The sequence below is a fragment of the Aeromicrobium sp. Root495 genome, assembly GCF_001426755.1.
GTDB lineage: Bacteria > Actinomycetota > Actinomycetes > Propionibacteriales > Nocardioidaceae > Aeromicrobium.
Genome location: NZ_LMFJ01000001.1, coordinates 879,520 through 895,955 on the forward strand (window position 1 = coordinate 879,520; position 16,436 = coordinate 895,955).

Consider the following 16,436-nt stretch of genomic DNA (forward strand, 5'->3'; position numbering starts at 1 on the left):
CTCCGCACCAAGACCTTGGCCTGCGCTAGCCTGTCGTGAAATTTCTCTCAGTGGAGGTTGTCGGTGGCTACGCACGGATATCTCATCTTTCTGGTTCGTGCGAACGCGCCCCACCGGCCGCGTGAACTTCAGCGCCTGAATTCAGTCGGCGAAGATGGCGATGACTTGTACAAGCTGATCAAGCAGGGCCTCGAGGCCTTTGGCAAGGACTATCATTCCGACGATCGCAGCGCCGAGGGATACAAGGTCAGGACAGTCAAGGCTCGAAAAGCCGAGCGAACAATCTGGGTCAGGATCAATAAGGGCCCGGCAGGGTCTAAAGGCGAGGTGCACGACCTCGACACCGGCAAGACGATCGAAACGACTGAGCGTCAAGCGTTGCTCAGCGGCCTGAGAGCCTGCTTCTATCTACCCGAAGACTCTTTCTATGGCGTGCTGATGGTAGAGAAGGCAGGCAGGCGCAACCTTCGAGATGTCCTGTACTCGCATCTCGTCAAACCGATCGCGCTCGGTATGGATTGCGTGATCAAACTCGAGAGCTTCGCGGAATCCTCTGACTGGCGCCGGGAGTTGAACGGCAAGGAAGCGGTGCGAGTTTCCGAAATCCTCTCCGTAAAAAGTACGGCAGACGACGGTTCCACTCCCGACGAGACCGTCGTCGAGATCGGCGTGAAGGGGCACCTCGTGTCACGCGCGAGCAATAGCGTCTTCGGCTTGATCGAACGAAGGGCAGAGAAGCGCGTCGAGAAGGCTCAGGCCACGTCGAAGTATGCGTCGCTGTCTGAGCGTGAACGTCGTTCGAAGATTGACAAGACTGTCTCGTTCAGCGTCCAGGATGAGGCGGAGATCGAGGCGCTCAGCGACGAACTGAGTAGCCTTTCGAAGGCGGAGAAGGACCAAGCGCTCACCGACCTCCTCAGCGGCATCATCGGGGACCAGCGGGATGACGCGGAGCACAAGAGTTGGCACGTGGCGGTAGGCGAGGATGGGCGGGCGGAACGCACATTCGCGGTCGACCGGGAGGCTGTCCCTCAGTTCGTCTACGAAACCCAGGGAGTCCTTTCGGACGCTCAGCTCAAAACCGCCTGGGATGCACATGCCGACAAGGTATTGCATCTTCTCGAACCATAGTTTTTGAGCATGATGTCTCTGGTCAGGGCTAGGCTATGAGCATGAGCGGATGCGGAGGAGGTTGGTGACCAGCGTGCTTTCACCCCCGGTCAAGTTCGGCCTCGTCACGATCTTCAGGGACCACCGTGACACTTGGAGCGCAACTAGCGGCGCGGCACAGCGCATGGACCTGATCCGCGGCTACATCTGGTACTTCGGTTGGCCGACTTTGGCCGGCGGCGTATTCGTCTTTGTGAGGTTTGAGATGACTGCGGCGGACAAGTTGCTGCCTGCAGTCTCAGTCTTTACCGCTCTGATGTTCGCAATGCTAGGGCTGACATTCAACGTAGGGGTTTCGCTCAAGAACGCCGGGGGCAAGAAGGCAAGTACGACCCTCGCGACGATCAAAGACCTCAGAGCGAACATCACCTGGGCCATCCTTGTGGCTTTCGCGTTGATCGCGACCCTGGTTCTAATCACTTTGCTCGACGACCCGGCGAACGGAACGGCGTGGGGATGGTCGCCTGTCGTAGTGGCGCTCGCTTATCATCTCCTGCTCACTTTGCTTACAGTCCTGGCCCGGTTCCGGACGGCCTTCAATTACCTGACCCGCTGAGTGGGGTCTTAGCGCGGCTCCGAGAAGTTTCCCGACGTCAGCCCTGCTCGTTCGGGTCGCCCATCACCGTCGCTTCTTCGGTCGCCCCCAGGAGTCGGTAGCGACCCGCCCGGAGGTTGATCCAGACAGCCACGCTTCAAGCTCGTCCCGATGAATGCGCCACCGGGCGTTCCGGGTGCGCTGGACCCCGGTGAGCTCACCCGACTGCAGCGCCTTGACGATGGTGGTGCTGGACATGCCTGCGTACTCGGCAGCGGTGGAGGTCGAGTGCCAGATCCGTTCGTCGAGCCAGCTCTTCTCGCTTGGCCCCGCATCGATGGCTGCCGCACGGGCAAGCTTCCGCTCCTGCCGCTGCTCTTGGAGCCGTCGCTCTGCCTTCTCGGCCGCCGCGAGGAGCGCTGCCGCGTACAGCCGAGCGTCCTCGGGATCAGCCTCTCGAGTTCCGCCGAACCAGATGACGTTCGTTCCGTCGACGCGAACCGTGAAGTCCGGTCCGGCTGCGATCTCTCTCATGCGCTCAAGGCTGACACTGGCGGGCCTCGCCGCGAAGGACCGTTTCACCACTCGGGCAGTTCGGCCACTAGTTCGTCGAGCTCGTCGCGGTTGTAGACCTTTTTGCCATCCAGGCGGTACGGCGTGATGCGGCCCTGCGCGATCATCTGCTCGAACTTGCGAGTCGAGACGCTGATGTAGAAGGCGGCCATCGGCTTCTCCATGACGGCCGGCGCGAAAGCGAAGTGGGTGCTCACAACCCGGACCGCGCCCTTGAGCGAGTCGTCTGGCCGGGCAGTCCCCGCGGCTTCTCATGCGCCTTGCGGGAGCGCCGGATGATCTCGGCGATGTCAGCCTCGGTGAATCGGATGTTCTTGTTCGTGAGGGCGACGCGGGGCCAGTCCTGCTCGCGGGCTATTCGAAGAACCTGAGCTCCGTCTTTTAGACCGAGCAACTCGGCGACGTGGTCCGGTGTGAGCAGTGGGTCGACCATGCGCGAGACGGTAGCGAAGGGGGTGCAAACTCCGCACCCCCTTCGCCCGAGCCGCCTAGTCAGAACGTGTCGCTCATGACTTTCAACATGGCATCGGTGCGCTGTTCATCGGTTGCCAAGGCGTCAAGCAGCAGGATGGTCTCGCCTTCGATGTCGACCAGCGCCGCCTCCCATCCGAGATCCTCGACTTCGATCACGCGGACAGGACTCATGTCGACCCCGGCCCGTCCTGCGACCGCTCGAACGCCTGCCCAGCCTCGACGGCATCGCGCAGCGTCGTGAGTGCGTCGATGCAACGCTGCATGTCGTGGACCGTGGCATCGCTCGTGATGGTCACAGAGTCCTGCTCCTCGCCGTCCTCGTTGAGCACGATGACGACCACGGCATCGCACGAGCCCGCGGCGTCCTCGGCGCGCTCCTTCCCGAAGCCCCGGAGCCTCATCCACTTGTACGCTGCGTCCTCGCTGGCCTCAAACAGCAGCGTGGACTGGCCCTCTCGGTAGATGCGGAACCGCTCGAGCATGAGGGCGATCATCGGCGACCCACTCGCCCTCGGTCGGACTGCCGACTCGAGTTTGTCGGCTGCCGCGTTGAGAGCCGCCGCCATCTCTCGGCAGTCGTCGGCCGTGAGGTCGTCGAGGGCAATCGTTCCGCGCCACTGCAGGTCGGCGAGGAGGCTGTACGAGACAGGCATCAGCCACTGGCCGTCGTCGACGCGCTGGTAGATGGTCGTCCCGTAGCCACCCTGTCCGCCCGCCTTTGCGATATGCGTGCTGCCACCTCCAGCGTGCACGGTGCTGTCCTGGGGTCCGTCGCACCACTCGGGGCACACGAGGCCGCTCATGCTCGCCTCGCCTTCACGAACGCAACGACGTCGGTGGCGGTCGAGGCGATCTCTTCGAGGACTTCCCCATCCTCGAAGAGCGTCCCCTCAAAGGCGACAGCCTCGATGACCATGACCAGCTCACGGGTCAGCCGGATAGCCTCCCCGATCTTGAGGTTCGCCTGCTCGTCAACGTCCTCGCTGTTGATGTTGAGGTTCACCTCGATGCCGCCGCCCCACGCCTCGGCCCAGTAGAGGCCGGTGCTGACCGTGGTGCCGGGACGGGTGAGAGCGTCGGCGTTGTTGAAGACGCCGCCGGTCGCCGGCACCCAGCCGTGCGAGCTGCTGAGTCGCATGTGCTCGCCGTGGCACGGGTACTCCTCCGATCCGGCCTTGCACCACTCGGGGCAGTCGGACGGGTTCCACTGAATAGACTTACGCATGGTTGAACTCCTCAAGGGTTCGATCCACGCCCCGGGACGACTCCACTCGTCGCCGGGGCACCTGTTTGATGGGGTCCCAGTCCGCAACTAGTCCGCAAGACGTCCTAGAGCGACCGGGATCAACCAACGCCAGCCAACGCAACAAACGCTGGAATATCAGGCGCCGGGATGTTTCCGCAGGTCAGGGGATTGGTACGGGATGTATCCGGCTTACAGGCCGGCTCATTCGCACCCACGGCTCGGCCCACCACCCGGCCGTCTTGCGCTCGGTCGCCGGGCGGGCCGGGTCCGACGGCCGTAGGGTCCGATCATGCGTCTCGTCGCCGCCGTCGCCCTGGTCCTCGCCCTCGTGGGGTGCACCGGCGACGGCTCGGACGACCAGGGCCGGCCCCAGAAGGTGGACCGGTCGCGCCTGCTGGCGCTGGCCGACCTGCCGAAGGGGTTCGACGTCGCCCCGTTCGAGGTCGCGGCGCCTGCGGGGGACACGAGCGAGGCCTGCATGGCCGTCGCCGACGTGGCCGTGCCGTCCTCGGACGCACCCGGGCTGAAGGTCTCCTTCGCGCAGGGCACGAGCGGGCCGTTCGTCACCGAGGCACTGCGGAGCGCGGAGGACCCGGCCGAGATCCTCGACGACCTGGACGAGGCGCTCGACGACTGCACCTCGATCGACCTCGACGAGGGCGCGGCCCAGCAGGTCTACACGGTCGAGCGGGTCGACGTGAAGGACCACGGCGAGGAGGCGATCGCGATGAAGCTCTCGGCCACGCTGCGCGGGACGCCCTTCACCAGCACGACCGTGGTGGTGCGCGAGGGTTCCTGGGTCACGGCCGTCTCGCTGGCGGGCTCCGAGGACCGCACCATGGAGGGCAGCACCTTCGACGACGTGATCGACAAGGCAGTCGGGCGCCTCGCAGGCACCGCGGCCTGACCCGCGGTCACTTCTTCTCGCAGGCGATCTTGTCCTTGTCGCGGTCGGACTTCTTGTTGGCCTGGTAGAGGGCCTTGCTGCGCTTGAAGCTCGTGACGGGCGTGCCGGAGGTCTTGTCCTTGGCGCCCGGCATCCCCACGCCGTGCGGGTACTTCTTGTGGAGCGCGGTGCAGTTCTTGTACGTCGTGGCGGCCTCGGCCGAGACGGGCACGAGGACGACGGCGGCGGCGAGGGCCGCGGCGAGGACGGAGTGGCGCATAGGTGTTTCCTGACAGGTGACGGGTGCTGAATCCTCAGGCTAGGTGACCGACCGGCCTCGGTGGGGCCGAACGCGGGAAGTGCCCGGGGCCGGACTTGTCAGGTGTCGAGCAGGCCGTCGCGGTGGGCGATGGCGGCGGCCTCGGTGCGGCTCGCGGCGCCGAGCTTGGCCAGGATGTTGGACACGTGGACCGACGCCGTCTTGGTGCTGATGAACAGCTGCCGGGCGAGCTCGCCGTTGCTGCGCCCCTGCGCGACGAGCGCAAGCACCTCGAGCTCGCGCGGGGTCAGGGCGACGACCTTGGCCCGCGCGACGCGGGCCGAGGGTGCAACCTCACTGACGTCGGCCAGGAGGGGCCCGGCGCCGAGCGACTCGGCGACCGCCCGGGCCCTGGCGAGCAGCGCGGCAGACTCGTCGTCGCGCCCCTGTGCCCGGAGCACCTCGGCGAGGCGTACAGCCGTGCGCGCCTGCTCGTAGGGCTCGTCGTAGTGGTCGAACGCCTCGAGGGCCGTGCGCCACGCCTCGACGAGCAGGTCGAGGGCAGGGGCGTCCTGGTCGGCGGCCCAGCGCAGACGCAACAGCTCGGCGCGCAACCGTTGGAGCCAGGCCTGGCCCTCCAGCCCGAGCCGCGGGAAGCGCTCGGCGGCGTCGACGCCCTCGTCGTGCAGGGACTGGCCGCGTGCGACGAGAGAGGCCCGGTCGGCCGACGGCAGGGTGCGCGCAGCGCGGGCCATGCGGTCGATCATGAGGCTGGACATCCGGATGCGCACGGCACCCCGGTCCTCCCGCCACACGCGGGCCAGGGTCTCGAGAAGGTCGTCGTGGACCTGCTCGGCCGCCGCGAGGTCGGGGGCCAGCTCGATGAGGGCCGTGCCGCTGTGGATGGCCACGGCGACGTCGCGCTCCCACTGCGAGCGGATCCCGTCGGCGACCTCCACGGGCACGGGCGTGCCGCGCCCGGCGGAGACCAGGAGGCCGATGGCCTGCATGCACGCGACAGCGAGACGCGTGGCCCACGGGTCGTCGTCGACCTGGAGCTCGCCGACCTCGTCCCAACGCCCGGTCTGGTAGCAGATGAGAGCGGTGAAGAAGCGTCCGTCGAAGCCGTACGGAGCCCAGGTGCGGCCGGTCTCGTCGGCCCGCCGCATGCCCTCGCGGAACGCCTCCTCGGCCCCGCGGAGCTGGCCGGCGTTGTGCTGGAGGAAGGCCAGGTGGTGCAGGCCGCGGAGCTCGCCGTGGACGTCGCCGCGGCGTCGGGACGACTCCACGAGCTCGGTGTAGCGCTGCCGTGGCTTCTCGAGGTCGATGTCGGTGCGGGCCACGATCTTGTTGATGATGGTCTGCGCTTCCACCGCGATGGCGGCGTCGTCGGCCGCCTCGGCGATGGTCAGGGCCTGCTCCGCGTGCTCGAGGGCCTCGTCGTCGCGACGCAGCGACGAGGCGGCCGCCGCGGCGAGCGTGAGGGCCCTGGCCAGCAGTGGCTGCGGGGCGTCGGCTGCGCGGACCGTGCGCAGGGCGTGCGCGGCAGCGAGGTCGGCCTCGGCCTCCGGGGAGGTGTAGTAGACGACCTCGCCCAGCGCCAGGACGAGCCGAGCGCGGTCGAGCTCGGAGAGAGGTCCCTCGAGGTGCTGCTCGAGCAGCGCCCGCGCCGTGCGGAGCCGGCCGGCCTTCACGTAGGCGTCGGCGGCGTCGGAGACGAGCCCGGCGACGTCGTGACCGGGCGGGACGATCTCGAGCGCGCGGGTGAGGTGCACGGCCGCCTCGTGGTAGCCGCCGATGCGGGTGGAGTCGGCGGCGGCCTGGACGTCGGCGTCGAACGCGACGTCGGGACGACCGGCGGCGTGGGCGTGCAGAGAGATCTCGGCGGCGGCGCCGTCGTCGGCGAGGAGGACCTCGAGGAAGCGGGTGTGCAGACGCTTGCGCTCGCCCGGGAGCAGGTCGTCGTGGACGGCCTCGGCCAGCAGGGCGTGGCGGAAGCGGTACCCGTCGTCGACCGGGACCAGGATCCGTCGGTCGACGGCCTCGCGCAGCGCCGTGTGGAGCAGCGCGTCGTCGAGACCGGTGACACCCGCCAGCACGGAGTCGTCGACCGGCCCGCCGGCGCAGGCCGCCGCGGCCACGACGGTGCGGGCGTCCTGGCCGAGCCCGTCGTACCGGACGAGGAGCACGTCGGCGAGCTCCTCCGGCACCGCGTCGCCGGTGCCTGCCTCGAGCAGCTCCTCGGCGTAGAAGGCGTTGCCGGCCGCGCGACGCACGATGTCGTCGACCCGCTCGCCGCTCATGCGGCCGGCCTCGCGGGCCTGCACGAGCTCGGCGACCTGGCGGTCGGGCAGCGGCCCCAGCTCGAGGCGCCTCACGTCGGGGAGGCGGGTCCACTCCGCGAGGGCCAGCCGGAGCGGGTGCTTGCGGTGGAGGTCGTCGCTCCGATAGCTCACGGCGAGCGCGACCGGGGCGGAGAAGCCGTGCGAGAGCAGGAGGCGCAGGAGCTGACGGGTGGACGCGTCCGCCCAGTGGGCGTCCTCCACGACCATCAGCACCGGCTGGTCCCCGGCCAGCACCTCGAGGGCGCGAACCACCGAGAGCAGGACGTCGGAGCGGTCCTGCCCCACACGGCCGGGCTCGAGCAGGGTCTCGGCCCCGGCGGCGCGGCCGACGGCCTCGCGGGTCTCGTCGTCGAGCGTGCCGAAGGCCTGGACGAACGGCTGGAACGAAGGGGCGTTGTCGCCCAGGTCGAGGCAGTGGCCGACCAGCAGGCGGAAGCCCGACGCCTTGGCCCGTGCGGTGAGCTCCAGCAGGACGCGGGTCTTGCCGATGCCGGCGTCGCCGCCGAGGAGCACCGCCTCACGCGGCTGACCGGTGCCCAGGCCCAGGGCGGTGGCCAGCTCGTCGAGCTCGGCGGCGCGCCCGACGATCGCAGTGGTGGAGGCCGACATGTGCCCCATTGTGGTCGAGAGCTCGGACAGCATGGGTCAAGACTCGTCGTCTGAGGTGCCTCAGGACATCGGGCAGATGCCCTAGACGGTCACGGCAGCGTCAGGATCTCCGCGCCGTCGGTCGTGACGAGCAGGGTGTGCTCGAACTGGGCGGTGCGGCTCTTGTCCTGCGTGGTGGCGGTCCAGCCGTCCTCCCACAGGTCCCACTCCGTGCTCCCGAGCGTGAGCATGGGCTCGATCGTGAAGGTCATGCCCGGCTCGATGAGGGTGGTGGCCGTCGGCTCGTCGTAGTGCGGGACGACCAGCCCGTCGTGGAAGGCCGGTCCCACGCCGTGGCCTGTGAAGTCGCGCACGACCCCGTAGCCGAAGCGCGCGGCGTACGCCTCGATGACCCGTCCGACCACGTTGATCTGCCGACCGGGCTTCACGGCCCGGATGGCCCGCATCGTGGCCTCGTGGGTGCGTTCGACCAGGAGGCGCGACTCCTCGTCGACGTCGCCCACGAGGTAGGTCTTGTTGGTGTCGCCGTGGACGTCGTCGACGTAGGCGGTGATGTCGATGTTGACGATGTCGCCGTCCTCGAGCGGACGGTCGTCGGGGATCCCGTGGCAGATGACCTCGTTCACGCTGCTGCACAAGGACTTGGGGTAGTCGCGGTAGCCGAGCGTGGAGGGATAGGCGCCGTGGGAGACGAGGAACTCGTGGCCCACGCGGTCGAGCTCGTCGGTGGTGACGCCCGGGGCGATGGCGGCCTCCACGGCGTCGAGGGCCTGGGCCGCGACCCGACCGGCGATGCGCATGGCGGCGATGATCTCCGGACTGCGCACGAGCGGTCCTCGGTACGGCAGTGGAGCAGGCTGGCCCACGTACTCCGGACGGTCGATGTGCGAAGGCACGTGGCGTGTGGGGGAGAGGCGTCCGGCGGTCAGGGTAGGCACCCGGCCGATGCTACCGACGCGACGGCAACGGTCCCGTGGTGCAGGATGACCTCATGAGCGACGGCCAGTTCTTCTTCTGCCTCAAGCACCACACCGTCGAGGGCGAGGACGGCTGCAAGGCCGCCGACCGCCTCGGTCCCTACGCCACGCACGGCGAGGCCGAGCGAGCGCTCGAGAAGGTCCAGGAGCGCAACGAGTCGTGGGACAACGACCCGGACTGGAACGACACCCCGCCGAGCAAGGACTGACGTCCCGGTGGACCTCGACCTCCAGCGCTCCGGTCCGTGGATCGGCGCCGGTGGACTGTTCGTCATGCTGTGGCTCGTCGTCTCGACGGTGCTCTACGCCCCGTGGTGGGGCGTCCTGCTGCACCTCGTGGTGCTGGCCGCGTTCGTGCCGCGGCTCGTCCGCCTCTCGCGCGATCGCCCCGTGCGGGCCACGTGGGTCCCGCTCGAGGCGTTCGCGGCGTGGGTCGCCGTCAACGCCCTCGGCGTCGTCGCCTTCAGCTGGTCCTTCTGACCGCTGGGTGTGACGTTTCGGGGCTTCAAAGCCGCTCCTGACCCCGGAAACGTCACACTCAGCGGAGGGGTCAGCTGTCGAAGGAGTGCTCGGGACCGGGGAAGGTGCCGGCCGCGACGTCGGAGGCGAACTCCTGGGCCGCGCCGAGCACGATGGAGTGCAGGTCGGCGTAGCGCTTGACGAAGCGCGGACCCTTGCGCGTGCCGAGGCCGAGCATGTCCTGCCACACCAGCACCTGGGCGTCGCAGCCCGGGCCGGCGCCGATGCCGATGGTGGGGATGCGCAGCTCCTGCGTGACCTGCGCGGCGATGGGCGCCGGCACCATCTCCATGACGACCGCGAAGGCTCCGGCCTCCTGCAGGGCGAGGGCGTCGTCGAGGAGCTTCTGGGCCGCGTCGCCGCGGCCCTGGACGCGATAGCCGCCGAGGCTGTGCTCGGACTGGGGGGTGAACCCGATGTGGGCCACGACCGGGATGCCGCCCCGGGAGAGGAGCTCCACCTGGGGAGCCATCTCGGCACCACCCTCGAGCTTGACGGCGTGGGCCAGCCCCTCCTTCATGAACCGCACGGCGGTGTCGAAGGCCTGCTCCGGTGAGCGCTGGTACGAGCCGAACGGGAGGTCGGCCACGACGAGGGCGCGCTTCGTGGCCCGCGTGACGCCCTTCACGAGCGGCAGGAGCTCGTCCACCGTGACCGGGAGCGACGACTCGTAGCCGTAGACGTTGTTGGCAGCGGAGTCGCCGACGAGGAAGACCGGGATGCCGGCCTCGTCGAAGGTGGCCGCCATGTACTGGTCGTAGGCGGTGAGCATGGCCCACTTGTGGCCCTGCTCCTTCCACTGCGCGAGGTGGTGGGTGCGGACGCGCCGGACGTCGGGGGAGGTGGTGGGACCGGCCCCGTAAGGGGCGGGCTCCTCGGCCTCGGTCGTGGGCACGGAGGTGGGCTCGGACATGGTGGCGCCTTTCGCTCTCGCAGCCCCTGACGGGGTCCACGGATGTGTCCTCAGCGTGTCACATGCGGAGGCCTGACGTCAGAGTGACTCTCGCCACGCGTTGGTGATGGGCACGCGCCGGTCGCGGCCGAAGTTCCGCTTGCTGACCTTGGGTCCCGGCGGGTACTGGCGGCGCTTGTACTCGGCGCGGTCGACGAGGGTGACCACGCGCTCGACGAGCTCGGGGTCGAACCCCTCGGCGATGACTGCGGCGACGCCGAGGTCGCGCTCCACGTAGGCGTCGAGCACGGCGTCGAGCAGGCCGTAGTCGGGCAGGGAGTCGGTGTCGAGCTGGCCCGGGCGGAGCTCGGCCGACGGGGGCTTGCTGATGGTGTTCTCGGGGATGGGCGGCCCCTCGCCGCGCGAGTCGGCCCAGTCGTTGCGCCAGCGCGAGAGCTCCCAGACCAGCGTCTTGGGCAGGTCCTTGATGGGGGCGTAGGCGCCGACGGCGTCGCCGTAGATGGTGGAGTAGCCCGTGGCCAGCTCGGACTTGTTGCCGCACGCCAGGACGAGGTGACCGTGCTGGTTGGACAGACCCATCCAGATGACCGCCCGGATGCGGGCCTGCAGGTTCTCCTCGGCGAGACCGTCGAGGTGGAGGAGGGACTGGTAGGCCTCGAAGACCGGGGCGATGGGCACGGTGTCGAGCTGCAGTCCGGTGCGGCGGGCCAGCTCGGCGGCGTCGGTCTTGGAGTGCTCGGTGGACCAGCCCGACGGGTTGGAGACACCGAACACCCGGTCGGCGCCGAGCGCGTCGACGGCGATGGCACCCACGAGCGTGGAGTCGATGCCGCCGGAGAGACCCATCAGGACGGTGCTGAAGCCGTTCTTCTCGACGTAGTCGCGCAGCCCCAGCACGATGGCCTGGTAGCGCTCGCCGAGGTCGTCCCAGCGCCGGGCCAGCGTGGGAGCCACGGGGGAGTAGGGCTCGACGGGATCGGCCGAGACGATGGTGCGCTCCACCCGGAGGCCGTGGAAGTGCGTCTCGGGGTCCGGCATGGGGGCCGTGGCGGCGGGAAGGTCGAGGTCGACCACGAGCAGCTCGGGCTGGAACTGTGCGGCGCGCGCCACCAGCTCGCCGCGGGCGTCGACGACGAGGGAGTCGCCGTCGAAGACGAGCTCGTCCTGACCGCCCACGAGGTTCACGTAGGCCAGGGCGCAGTCGCCCTCGACGGCGCGGCGCGAGCAGAGCGTGAGGCGGGTGTCGTCCTTGGCCGCCTCGTACGGCGAGCCGTTGAGGACGACGAGCAGGCCCGCCTCGGCGGCGTCGGCGGCCGCGGAGGGGCCGTCCTGCCAGATGTCCTCGCAGATGGCGATGGCGACGTCGACCCCGTGGACCTGGATCACCTGGGTCTCGTCGCCCGGGACGAAGTGCCGGAACTCGTCGAAGACGCCGTAGTTGGGCAGGTGGTGCTTGTCGTAGCGCGCCACCACCTCGCCGCCGGTGATGACCGACGCCGAGTTGGTGGGCTCGTTCTTGGGGACGCCGAGCCGCTCGGGCAGGGCCGCCAGCGTGACGGGCTTGGCGGAGTCGAGGTGCCCGACCACGACGACGAGGTGCCCGAGGCCCTCGGCCTGGAGCCGGCCCGCGAGGTCCTTGACGGTGCGCTGGGAGGCCTCGATGAACGAGCGTCGGTACGCGAGGTCCTCGATGGGGTAGCCGGTGATCACCATCTCGGGCAGCACCACGAGGTGGGCTCCTGCGTCGGAGGCGGCACGCACCTGCTCGACGACGATCTCGGCGTTGCCGCGGAGATCGCCGACGCGGGCGTTGACTTGGGCGAGGGCGAGGCGCAGCTGGGGCACGCGGCCAGCCTAGTGTGAGCCCGTGACAGCAGCGAGACCTCCGGGGGCGTGCCCGTGCGGCTCCGACCTGCCCTACCCGGGGTGCTGCGGGCGGTGGCACTCCGGCGAGCCCGCACCGTCCGCCGAGGCGCTCATGCGGTCGCGCTACTCGGCCTTCGTCCGGCACGACGAGCCCTACCTCCTGCGCACGTGGCACGAGACGACCCGCCCGGCGGCGGTCGACTTCGACCCGCTCCTGCTCTGGACGGGGCTCGACGTCGTGCGGGCAGAGCCCCGGCTCGTCGAGTTCCGGGCCCACTACCGCCGCGAGGGGGAGCCTGGAGTCGTCCACGAGGTGAGTCGGTTCGTGCACTCCGGCGAGGGCTGGCAGTACGTCCGAGGACGCCTGCGAGGCGAAACATCGCCGTAACACGAGGCATGCGAGACTCAGCCCATGGGTAAGCAGGAAGACTTCGTCCTTCGTGCGCTCGAGGAGCGCGACGTGCGGTTCGTGCGTCTGTGGTTCACCGACGTGCTGGGCTCGCTCAAGTCGGTCGCCATCGCGCCGGCCGAGCTCGAGGGAGCGTTCAGCGAGGGCATCGGCTTCGACGGCTCGGCCATCGAGGGCTTCGCCCGCGTGCACGAGGCCGACATGCTCGCCAAGCCCGACCCCTCCACCTTCCAGATCCTGCCGTGGCGCGGCGAGACGCCTGCCACGGCCCGGATGTTCTGCGACATCGCCATGCCCGACGGCTCGCCGTCGTACGCCGATCCCCGCCACGTGCTCAAGCGCACGATGCAGAAGGCCGCGGAGATGGGGTTCTCCTACTACACGCACCCCGAGATCGAGTTCTACCTCTTCAAGGGCAAGCCCGACGCCGGCGGACGTCCCGTCCCGGTCGACGACTCCGGCTACTTCGACCACACCGCCCAGGGCGGCGGCCAGGACTTCCGCCGCGAGGTCATCACGATGCTCGAGAACATGAGTATCAGCGTGGAGTTCAGCCACCACGAGAACGGTCCGGGCCAGCAGGAGATCGACCTCCGCTACGCCGACGCGCTCTCCATGGCCGACAACATCATGACGTTCCGCACCGTCGTGCGGGAGGTGGCGCTGAGCCAGGGCAAGTGGGCCTCGTTCATGCCCAAGCCGTTCACCGAGCACCCCGGGTCCGGCATGCACACGCACGTCTCGCTCTTCGAGGGCGACGAGAACGCGTTCTACGAGGCCGGCTCGGAGTACCAGCTCTCGCGCACGGGCCGGGCCTTCATCGCCGGGGTCCTGCACCACACGCCGGAGATCACGGCCGTCACCAACCAGTGGGTCAACTCCTACAAGCGTCTCGCGGGGGGCGGCGAGGCCCCCAACTACGTGTGCTGGGGCCACAACAACCGCTCCGCCCTCGTGCGCGTGCCCATGTACAAGCCCCACAAGGGTGGGTCGGCGCGCGTCGAGCACCGCGGCGTGGACTCCGGCACCAACCCGTACCTGGCGTTCGCGCTCATCCTGGCCGCCGGGCTCAAGGGCATCGAGCACCAGTACGAGCTGCCGCCCGAGGCGGAGGACGACGTCTGGGCGCTGAGCGAGAACGAGCGCAAGGCCCTCGGGATCGCGCCGCTGCCGCGCAACCTCGACGAAGCCATCCGCATCATGGAGAGCAGCGAGCTCGTGGCCGAGACCCTCGGCGAGCACGTCTTCGACTTCTTCCTGCGCAACAAGCGAGCCGAGTGGCAGGACTACCGCTCGCAGGTCACCCAGTTCGAGATCGACAAGCTGCTCCCGATGCTCTGAGTGCCTGACGCGTCCCGGCTCGGGGCGCGTCAGGCCCGGGTGTAGCGACGCTCCGGGCGTCCGGCGCTGCCGTACTGCAGCCGCACGGTGGCCTGGCCGGTGGCGACGAAGTGCTCGAGGTAGCGCCGCGCGCTGACCCGGGCGAGCCCGGTGGCGTCACCCGCCTCGGTGGCGGAGAGCTCTCCCTGGTCGCGCAGCGCGGCCAGGACGGCGTCGGCCGTCTCGTGACTCAGGCCCTTGGGCAGTGCGGGCGTCGTGGCGGCCGCGCCGAAGGCCCGGTCGATGGCCGCCTGGTCGGCATCGCCGACGAGCACCTCCATCGACCTCCGGACGGCGTCGAGCCGCGCGGCGAGGTCGGGGTACTCGAACGGCTTCACGAGATACTGCTGCGCCCCGCCCAGCAGCGCCGACCGGACCACCTCGGCGTCGCGCTCGGCCGTGACCATCACGACACCCACCGCGTGGCCCGCCGCCCGCAGCGAGCGCAGGACCTCGAGCCCGTCGATGTCGGGCATGTGGACGTCGAGCAGCACCACGTCGGGCGTGAGCTCGTCGACGGCGGCGAGGGCCTCACGGCCCGACCGGACACTGCCCACGACCTCGAAGCCGTCGGTCCGCTCCACGAAGCGCTCGTGGATGCGGGCGACCATGAAGTCGTCGTCGACGACCAGCACGCGCAGGGGACCGCTCACGACGACACCGTCCCACGAGTGGCCGCACCGGGCACGAGCGGCAGGCTCACGACGAAGCGGGTGCGACCGGCTTCGTCGTCGATCAGGGCCGTCCCGCCGCGCCGGGTGGCGATGAGCCGCACGAGCGGCAGCCCGATGCCCCGGCCGCCCAGGACGTCGGGCTTCGTCGAGAAGCCCCGGACGAAGATGGCGGAACGGATCTCCTCGGGGACCCCCGGACCGTTGTCGTCGACCGTCACGACGACGTCGCCGTCCGCCACGGCGAGCGTGATCTCGACGGCGGCGTCCGGCAGGTTCCGGCACGCGTCGACGGCGTTGTCGACCAGGTTTCCCACGACGGTGGTGACGTCGCCGGACAGGCTCCGCTCGAGGCCGGGCAGGTGCGAGTCGTCGGTGACGGTGAGCCGCACGCCGGCCTCCGCCGCGACGCTGGCCTTGCCCACCAGCAGAGCAGCCACGGCCGGGTCGTCCACGTGGTCCCGGACACGGACGTCGAGCTCGGCCCGCTCGCGGCGCAGCGTGCCGAGGAGCTGGGCGAGCTCCTCGTGCTCCTCCAGCTCCACGAGTCCGGAGATCGTGTGGATGCGGTTGGCGAACTCGTGGGTCTGGGCGCGCAACGTGTCGGTGATGGAGAGGTTGGAGCTGAGCTGGTTCTGCATGGAGACCAGCTCGGTGCGGTCGCGCATCGTGGTGACGCTCCCGATCCCGCGGCCCCGGCTCAGGGCGGGCCTGCGGTTCACCACGATCACGCGGTCGCCCACGAGGGCGACGGCGTCGTGCGCGTCGTCGTGCCCGGCGAGGAGGGCCGTGACGTCGGGCTCGAGCCCGAGGTCGGCCACGCGGCGGCCGACGTCGGAGGTGCGGAGGCCCAGCAGCTCGCACGCGCTGTCGTTCAGCACCGTGATGCGTCCCTGCGGGTCGACCGCGAGCACGCCCTCGCCGATGCTGTGGAGCAGCGCCTCGCGGTGGTCGGCGAGGGTGGCGATCTCGGCCGTCCCCAGCCCCCGCGTGCGACGTTTCAGGACGCGCGAGACCCACCACGTCCCGGCCACGCCGAGGGCGGCGCCCGCCCCCAGGAAGAGCGCGAGGTCGGTGGCGTCGTCCGTGAGGCGGTCCCAGAACGCCGGGTAGCGCTGCTCCGCGATGGTCAGGCCGATGAGGTCGCCGGCGTCGGACAGCACCGGTGCGTGACCGGCGACGGCGGGGTGTCCGTCGACGTCGAGGTCGCCGCCCCAGCCGCGGCCCTGCTGCACGTCGCTGTCGCCGAGCCTGGCCTGCGTGCCCACGAGCTCGGGGTCCGAGGAGGCCACCACCTCGCCGTCGGCGCGAGCGATGGAGACCGTCGTGGCACCCGACAGCCGGAGGGCCCGGTCGACCGACGGCGCCAGGGTGCGGGGTGCGTCCTCGTCGTCGACACGGTCGCGCACGACGTCGATGTTGGCGAGGTACTCGGCCACCGAGCGCATCGCCCGGCCGCGCTCCTCGCCGAACGTGGAGGTGCTCTGGCGCAGGGAGATGGCGCCCACGATGACGAGCACGACGCCGATGACGACGAGCTGCAGCACGAGCACCTGACCGGCGAGCGTCAGGCGCGTCCTCTTGACGACCACAATGACCACTAC

The 16,436-nt window shown here is 69.6% G+C and carries 20 protein-coding genes; 7 read left to right on the forward strand and 13 right to left on the reverse strand.

Annotation, left to right across the window (positions count from 1 at the left end):
• The first annotated feature begins 63 nt into the window (after window positions 1-63).
• Both ASD11_RS04545 and ASD11_RS04550 read left to right on the forward strand, forming a co-directional pair.
• Entirely contained in the window at window positions 64-1,131 is a 1,068-nt protein-coding gene (locus ASD11_RS04545; RefSeq protein WP_156464589.1) for a hypothetical protein, read from the forward strand.
• Window positions 1,132-1,195: 64 nt separating this feature from the next.
• Window positions 1,196-1,726 carry a hypothetical protein gene (locus ASD11_RS04550; RefSeq protein ID WP_156464590.1) on the forward strand — a complete coding sequence of 177 codons (531 nt, stop codon included), beginning with the start codon at window positions 1,196-1,198 and terminating at the stop codon, window positions 1,724-1,726.
• Between the two features lie 63 nt (window positions 1,727-1,789).
• Here ASD11_RS04550 and ASD11_RS18355 read toward each other — a convergent pair whose 3' ends face one another.
• Genes ASD11_RS18355 through ASD11_RS04575 form a run of 6 tightly spaced genes read right to left on the reverse strand, consistent with a single transcriptional unit; the run spans window position 1,790 to window position 3,890 of the window.
• Window positions 1,790-2,239, reverse strand: coding sequence for a helix-turn-helix domain-containing protein (locus ASD11_RS18355; protein WP_162246459.1), 450 nt, complete (start codon window positions 2,237-2,239; stop codon window positions 1,790-1,792).
• A gap of 44 nt (window positions 2,240-2,283) precedes the next feature.
• On the reverse strand, window positions 2,284-2,475 hold the full coding sequence (locus ASD11_RS18360) for a DNA-binding protein (protein ID WP_056283903.1): 192 nt from the start codon (window positions 2,473-2,475) through the stop codon (window positions 2,284-2,286).
• The gene (locus tag ASD11_RS18365) at window positions 2,472-2,711 is read right to left on the reverse strand and encodes a hypothetical protein (RefSeq protein ID WP_056283906.1); all 240 of its coding nucleotides are present in this window, start codon (window positions 2,709-2,711) and stop codon (window positions 2,472-2,474) included. Before ASD11_RS18365 ends, ASD11_RS18360 begins: the two co-directional genes overlap by 4 nt.
• 59 nt (window positions 2,712-2,770) lie before the next feature.
• Complete coding sequence (locus ASD11_RS18035; protein ID WP_156464591.1) at window positions 2,771-2,908, reverse strand: hypothetical protein; 138 nt, start codon at window positions 2,906-2,908, stop codon at window positions 2,771-2,773.
• Between the two features lie 11 nt (window positions 2,909-2,919).
• Entirely contained in the window at window positions 2,920-3,555 is a 636-nt protein-coding gene (locus tag ASD11_RS04570; protein WP_056283908.1) for a hypothetical protein, read from the reverse strand.
• Window positions 3,552-3,890: a hypothetical protein gene (locus ASD11_RS04575; RefSeq protein ID WP_056283910.1), complete on the reverse strand. Its 339-nt coding sequence runs from the start codon at window positions 3,888-3,890 to the stop codon at window positions 3,552-3,554. Before ASD11_RS04575 ends, ASD11_RS04570 begins: the two co-directional genes overlap by 4 nt.
• A 397-nt stretch (window positions 3,891-4,287) precedes the next feature.
• Here ASD11_RS04575 and ASD11_RS04580 point away from each other — a divergent pair, with 397 nt between their 5' ends.
• Window positions 4,288-4,905, forward strand: a complete 618-nt coding sequence (locus ASD11_RS04580) for a hypothetical protein (protein ID WP_056283913.1) — start codon at window positions 4,288-4,290, stop codon at window positions 4,903-4,905.
• Window positions 4,906-4,912: 7 nt separating this feature from the next.
• Here the strand turns inward: ASD11_RS04580 and ASD11_RS04585 are convergent, their stop codons facing one another.
• The 3 genes from ASD11_RS04585 to map all read right to left on the reverse strand — a co-directional run bounded on the left by ASD11_RS04585 (window position 4,913) and on the right by map (window position 9,035).
• On the reverse strand, window positions 4,913-5,164 hold the full coding sequence (locus ASD11_RS04585; protein WP_056283916.1) for an excalibur calcium-binding domain-containing protein: 252 nt from the start codon (window positions 5,162-5,164) through the stop codon (window positions 4,913-4,915).
• Window positions 5,165-5,262: 98 nt separating this feature from the next.
• Window positions 5,263-8,097 carry a helix-turn-helix transcriptional regulator gene (locus ASD11_RS04590; protein ID WP_056283919.1) on the reverse strand — a complete coding sequence of 945 codons (2,835 nt, stop codon included), beginning with the start codon at window positions 8,095-8,097 and terminating at the stop codon, window positions 5,263-5,265.
• An 89-nt stretch (window positions 8,098-8,186) separates the two neighbouring features.
• Window positions 8,187-9,035 (reverse strand): type I methionyl aminopeptidase, encoded by an 849-nt coding sequence (map, locus tag ASD11_RS04595; protein WP_156464592.1) that lies wholly within the window; start codon window positions 9,033-9,035, stop codon window positions 8,187-8,189.
• A 53-nt stretch (window positions 9,036-9,088) separates the two neighbouring features.
• Between map and ASD11_RS04600 the strand changes: the two genes are divergently transcribed.
• Both ASD11_RS04600 and ASD11_RS04605 read left to right on the forward strand, forming a co-directional pair.
• On the forward strand, window positions 9,089-9,283 hold the full coding sequence (locus ASD11_RS04600; protein ID WP_056283922.1) for a hypothetical protein: 195 nt from the start codon (window positions 9,089-9,091) through the stop codon (window positions 9,281-9,283).
• A gap of 7 nt (window positions 9,284-9,290) precedes the next feature.
• A complete protein-coding gene (locus tag ASD11_RS04605; RefSeq protein ID WP_056283924.1) occupies window positions 9,291-9,554 on the forward strand; it encodes a hypothetical protein in 264 nt (87 codons plus the stop codon).
• A gap of 70 nt (window positions 9,555-9,624) precedes the next feature.
• On the opposite strand, the gene panB is transcribed toward ASD11_RS04605, so the two are convergent.
• Both panB and ASD11_RS04615 read right to left on the reverse strand, forming a co-directional pair.
• Window positions 9,625-10,506: a 3-methyl-2-oxobutanoate hydroxymethyltransferase gene (gene panB, locus ASD11_RS04610; protein ID WP_082554168.1), complete on the reverse strand. Its 882-nt coding sequence runs from the start codon at window positions 10,504-10,506 to the stop codon at window positions 9,625-9,627.
• A gap of 78 nt (window positions 10,507-10,584) precedes the next feature.
• Window positions 10,585-12,351 carry an NAD+ synthase gene (locus ASD11_RS04615; protein ID WP_056283927.1) on the reverse strand — a complete coding sequence of 589 codons (1,767 nt, stop codon included), beginning with the start codon at window positions 12,349-12,351 and terminating at the stop codon, window positions 10,585-10,587.
• Between the two features lie 22 nt (window positions 12,352-12,373).
• Here ASD11_RS04615 and ASD11_RS04620 point away from each other — a divergent pair, with 22 nt between their 5' ends.
• Window positions 12,374-12,760, forward strand: coding sequence for a YchJ family protein (locus tag ASD11_RS04620; RefSeq protein ID WP_082554169.1), 387 nt, complete (start codon window positions 12,374-12,376; stop codon window positions 12,758-12,760).
• 24 nt (window positions 12,761-12,784) lie between these two features.
• Window positions 12,785-14,122: a glutamine synthetase family protein gene (locus tag ASD11_RS04625; RefSeq protein ID WP_056283932.1), complete on the forward strand. Its 1,338-nt coding sequence runs from the start codon at window positions 12,785-12,787 to the stop codon at window positions 14,120-14,122.
• A gap of 29 nt (window positions 14,123-14,151) precedes the next feature.
• On the opposite strand, the gene ASD11_RS04630 is transcribed toward ASD11_RS04625, so the two are convergent.
• Window positions 14,152-14,814, reverse strand: coding sequence for a response regulator (locus ASD11_RS04630; protein ID WP_235503235.1), 663 nt, complete (start codon window positions 14,812-14,814; stop codon window positions 14,152-14,154).
• A complete protein-coding gene (locus ASD11_RS04635; RefSeq protein ID WP_200940087.1) occupies window positions 14,811-16,424 on the reverse strand; it encodes a sensor histidine kinase in 1,614 nt (537 codons plus the stop codon). Before ASD11_RS04635 ends, ASD11_RS04630 begins: the two co-directional genes overlap by 4 nt.
• Between the last annotated feature and the right edge of the window lie 12 nt (window positions 16,425-16,436).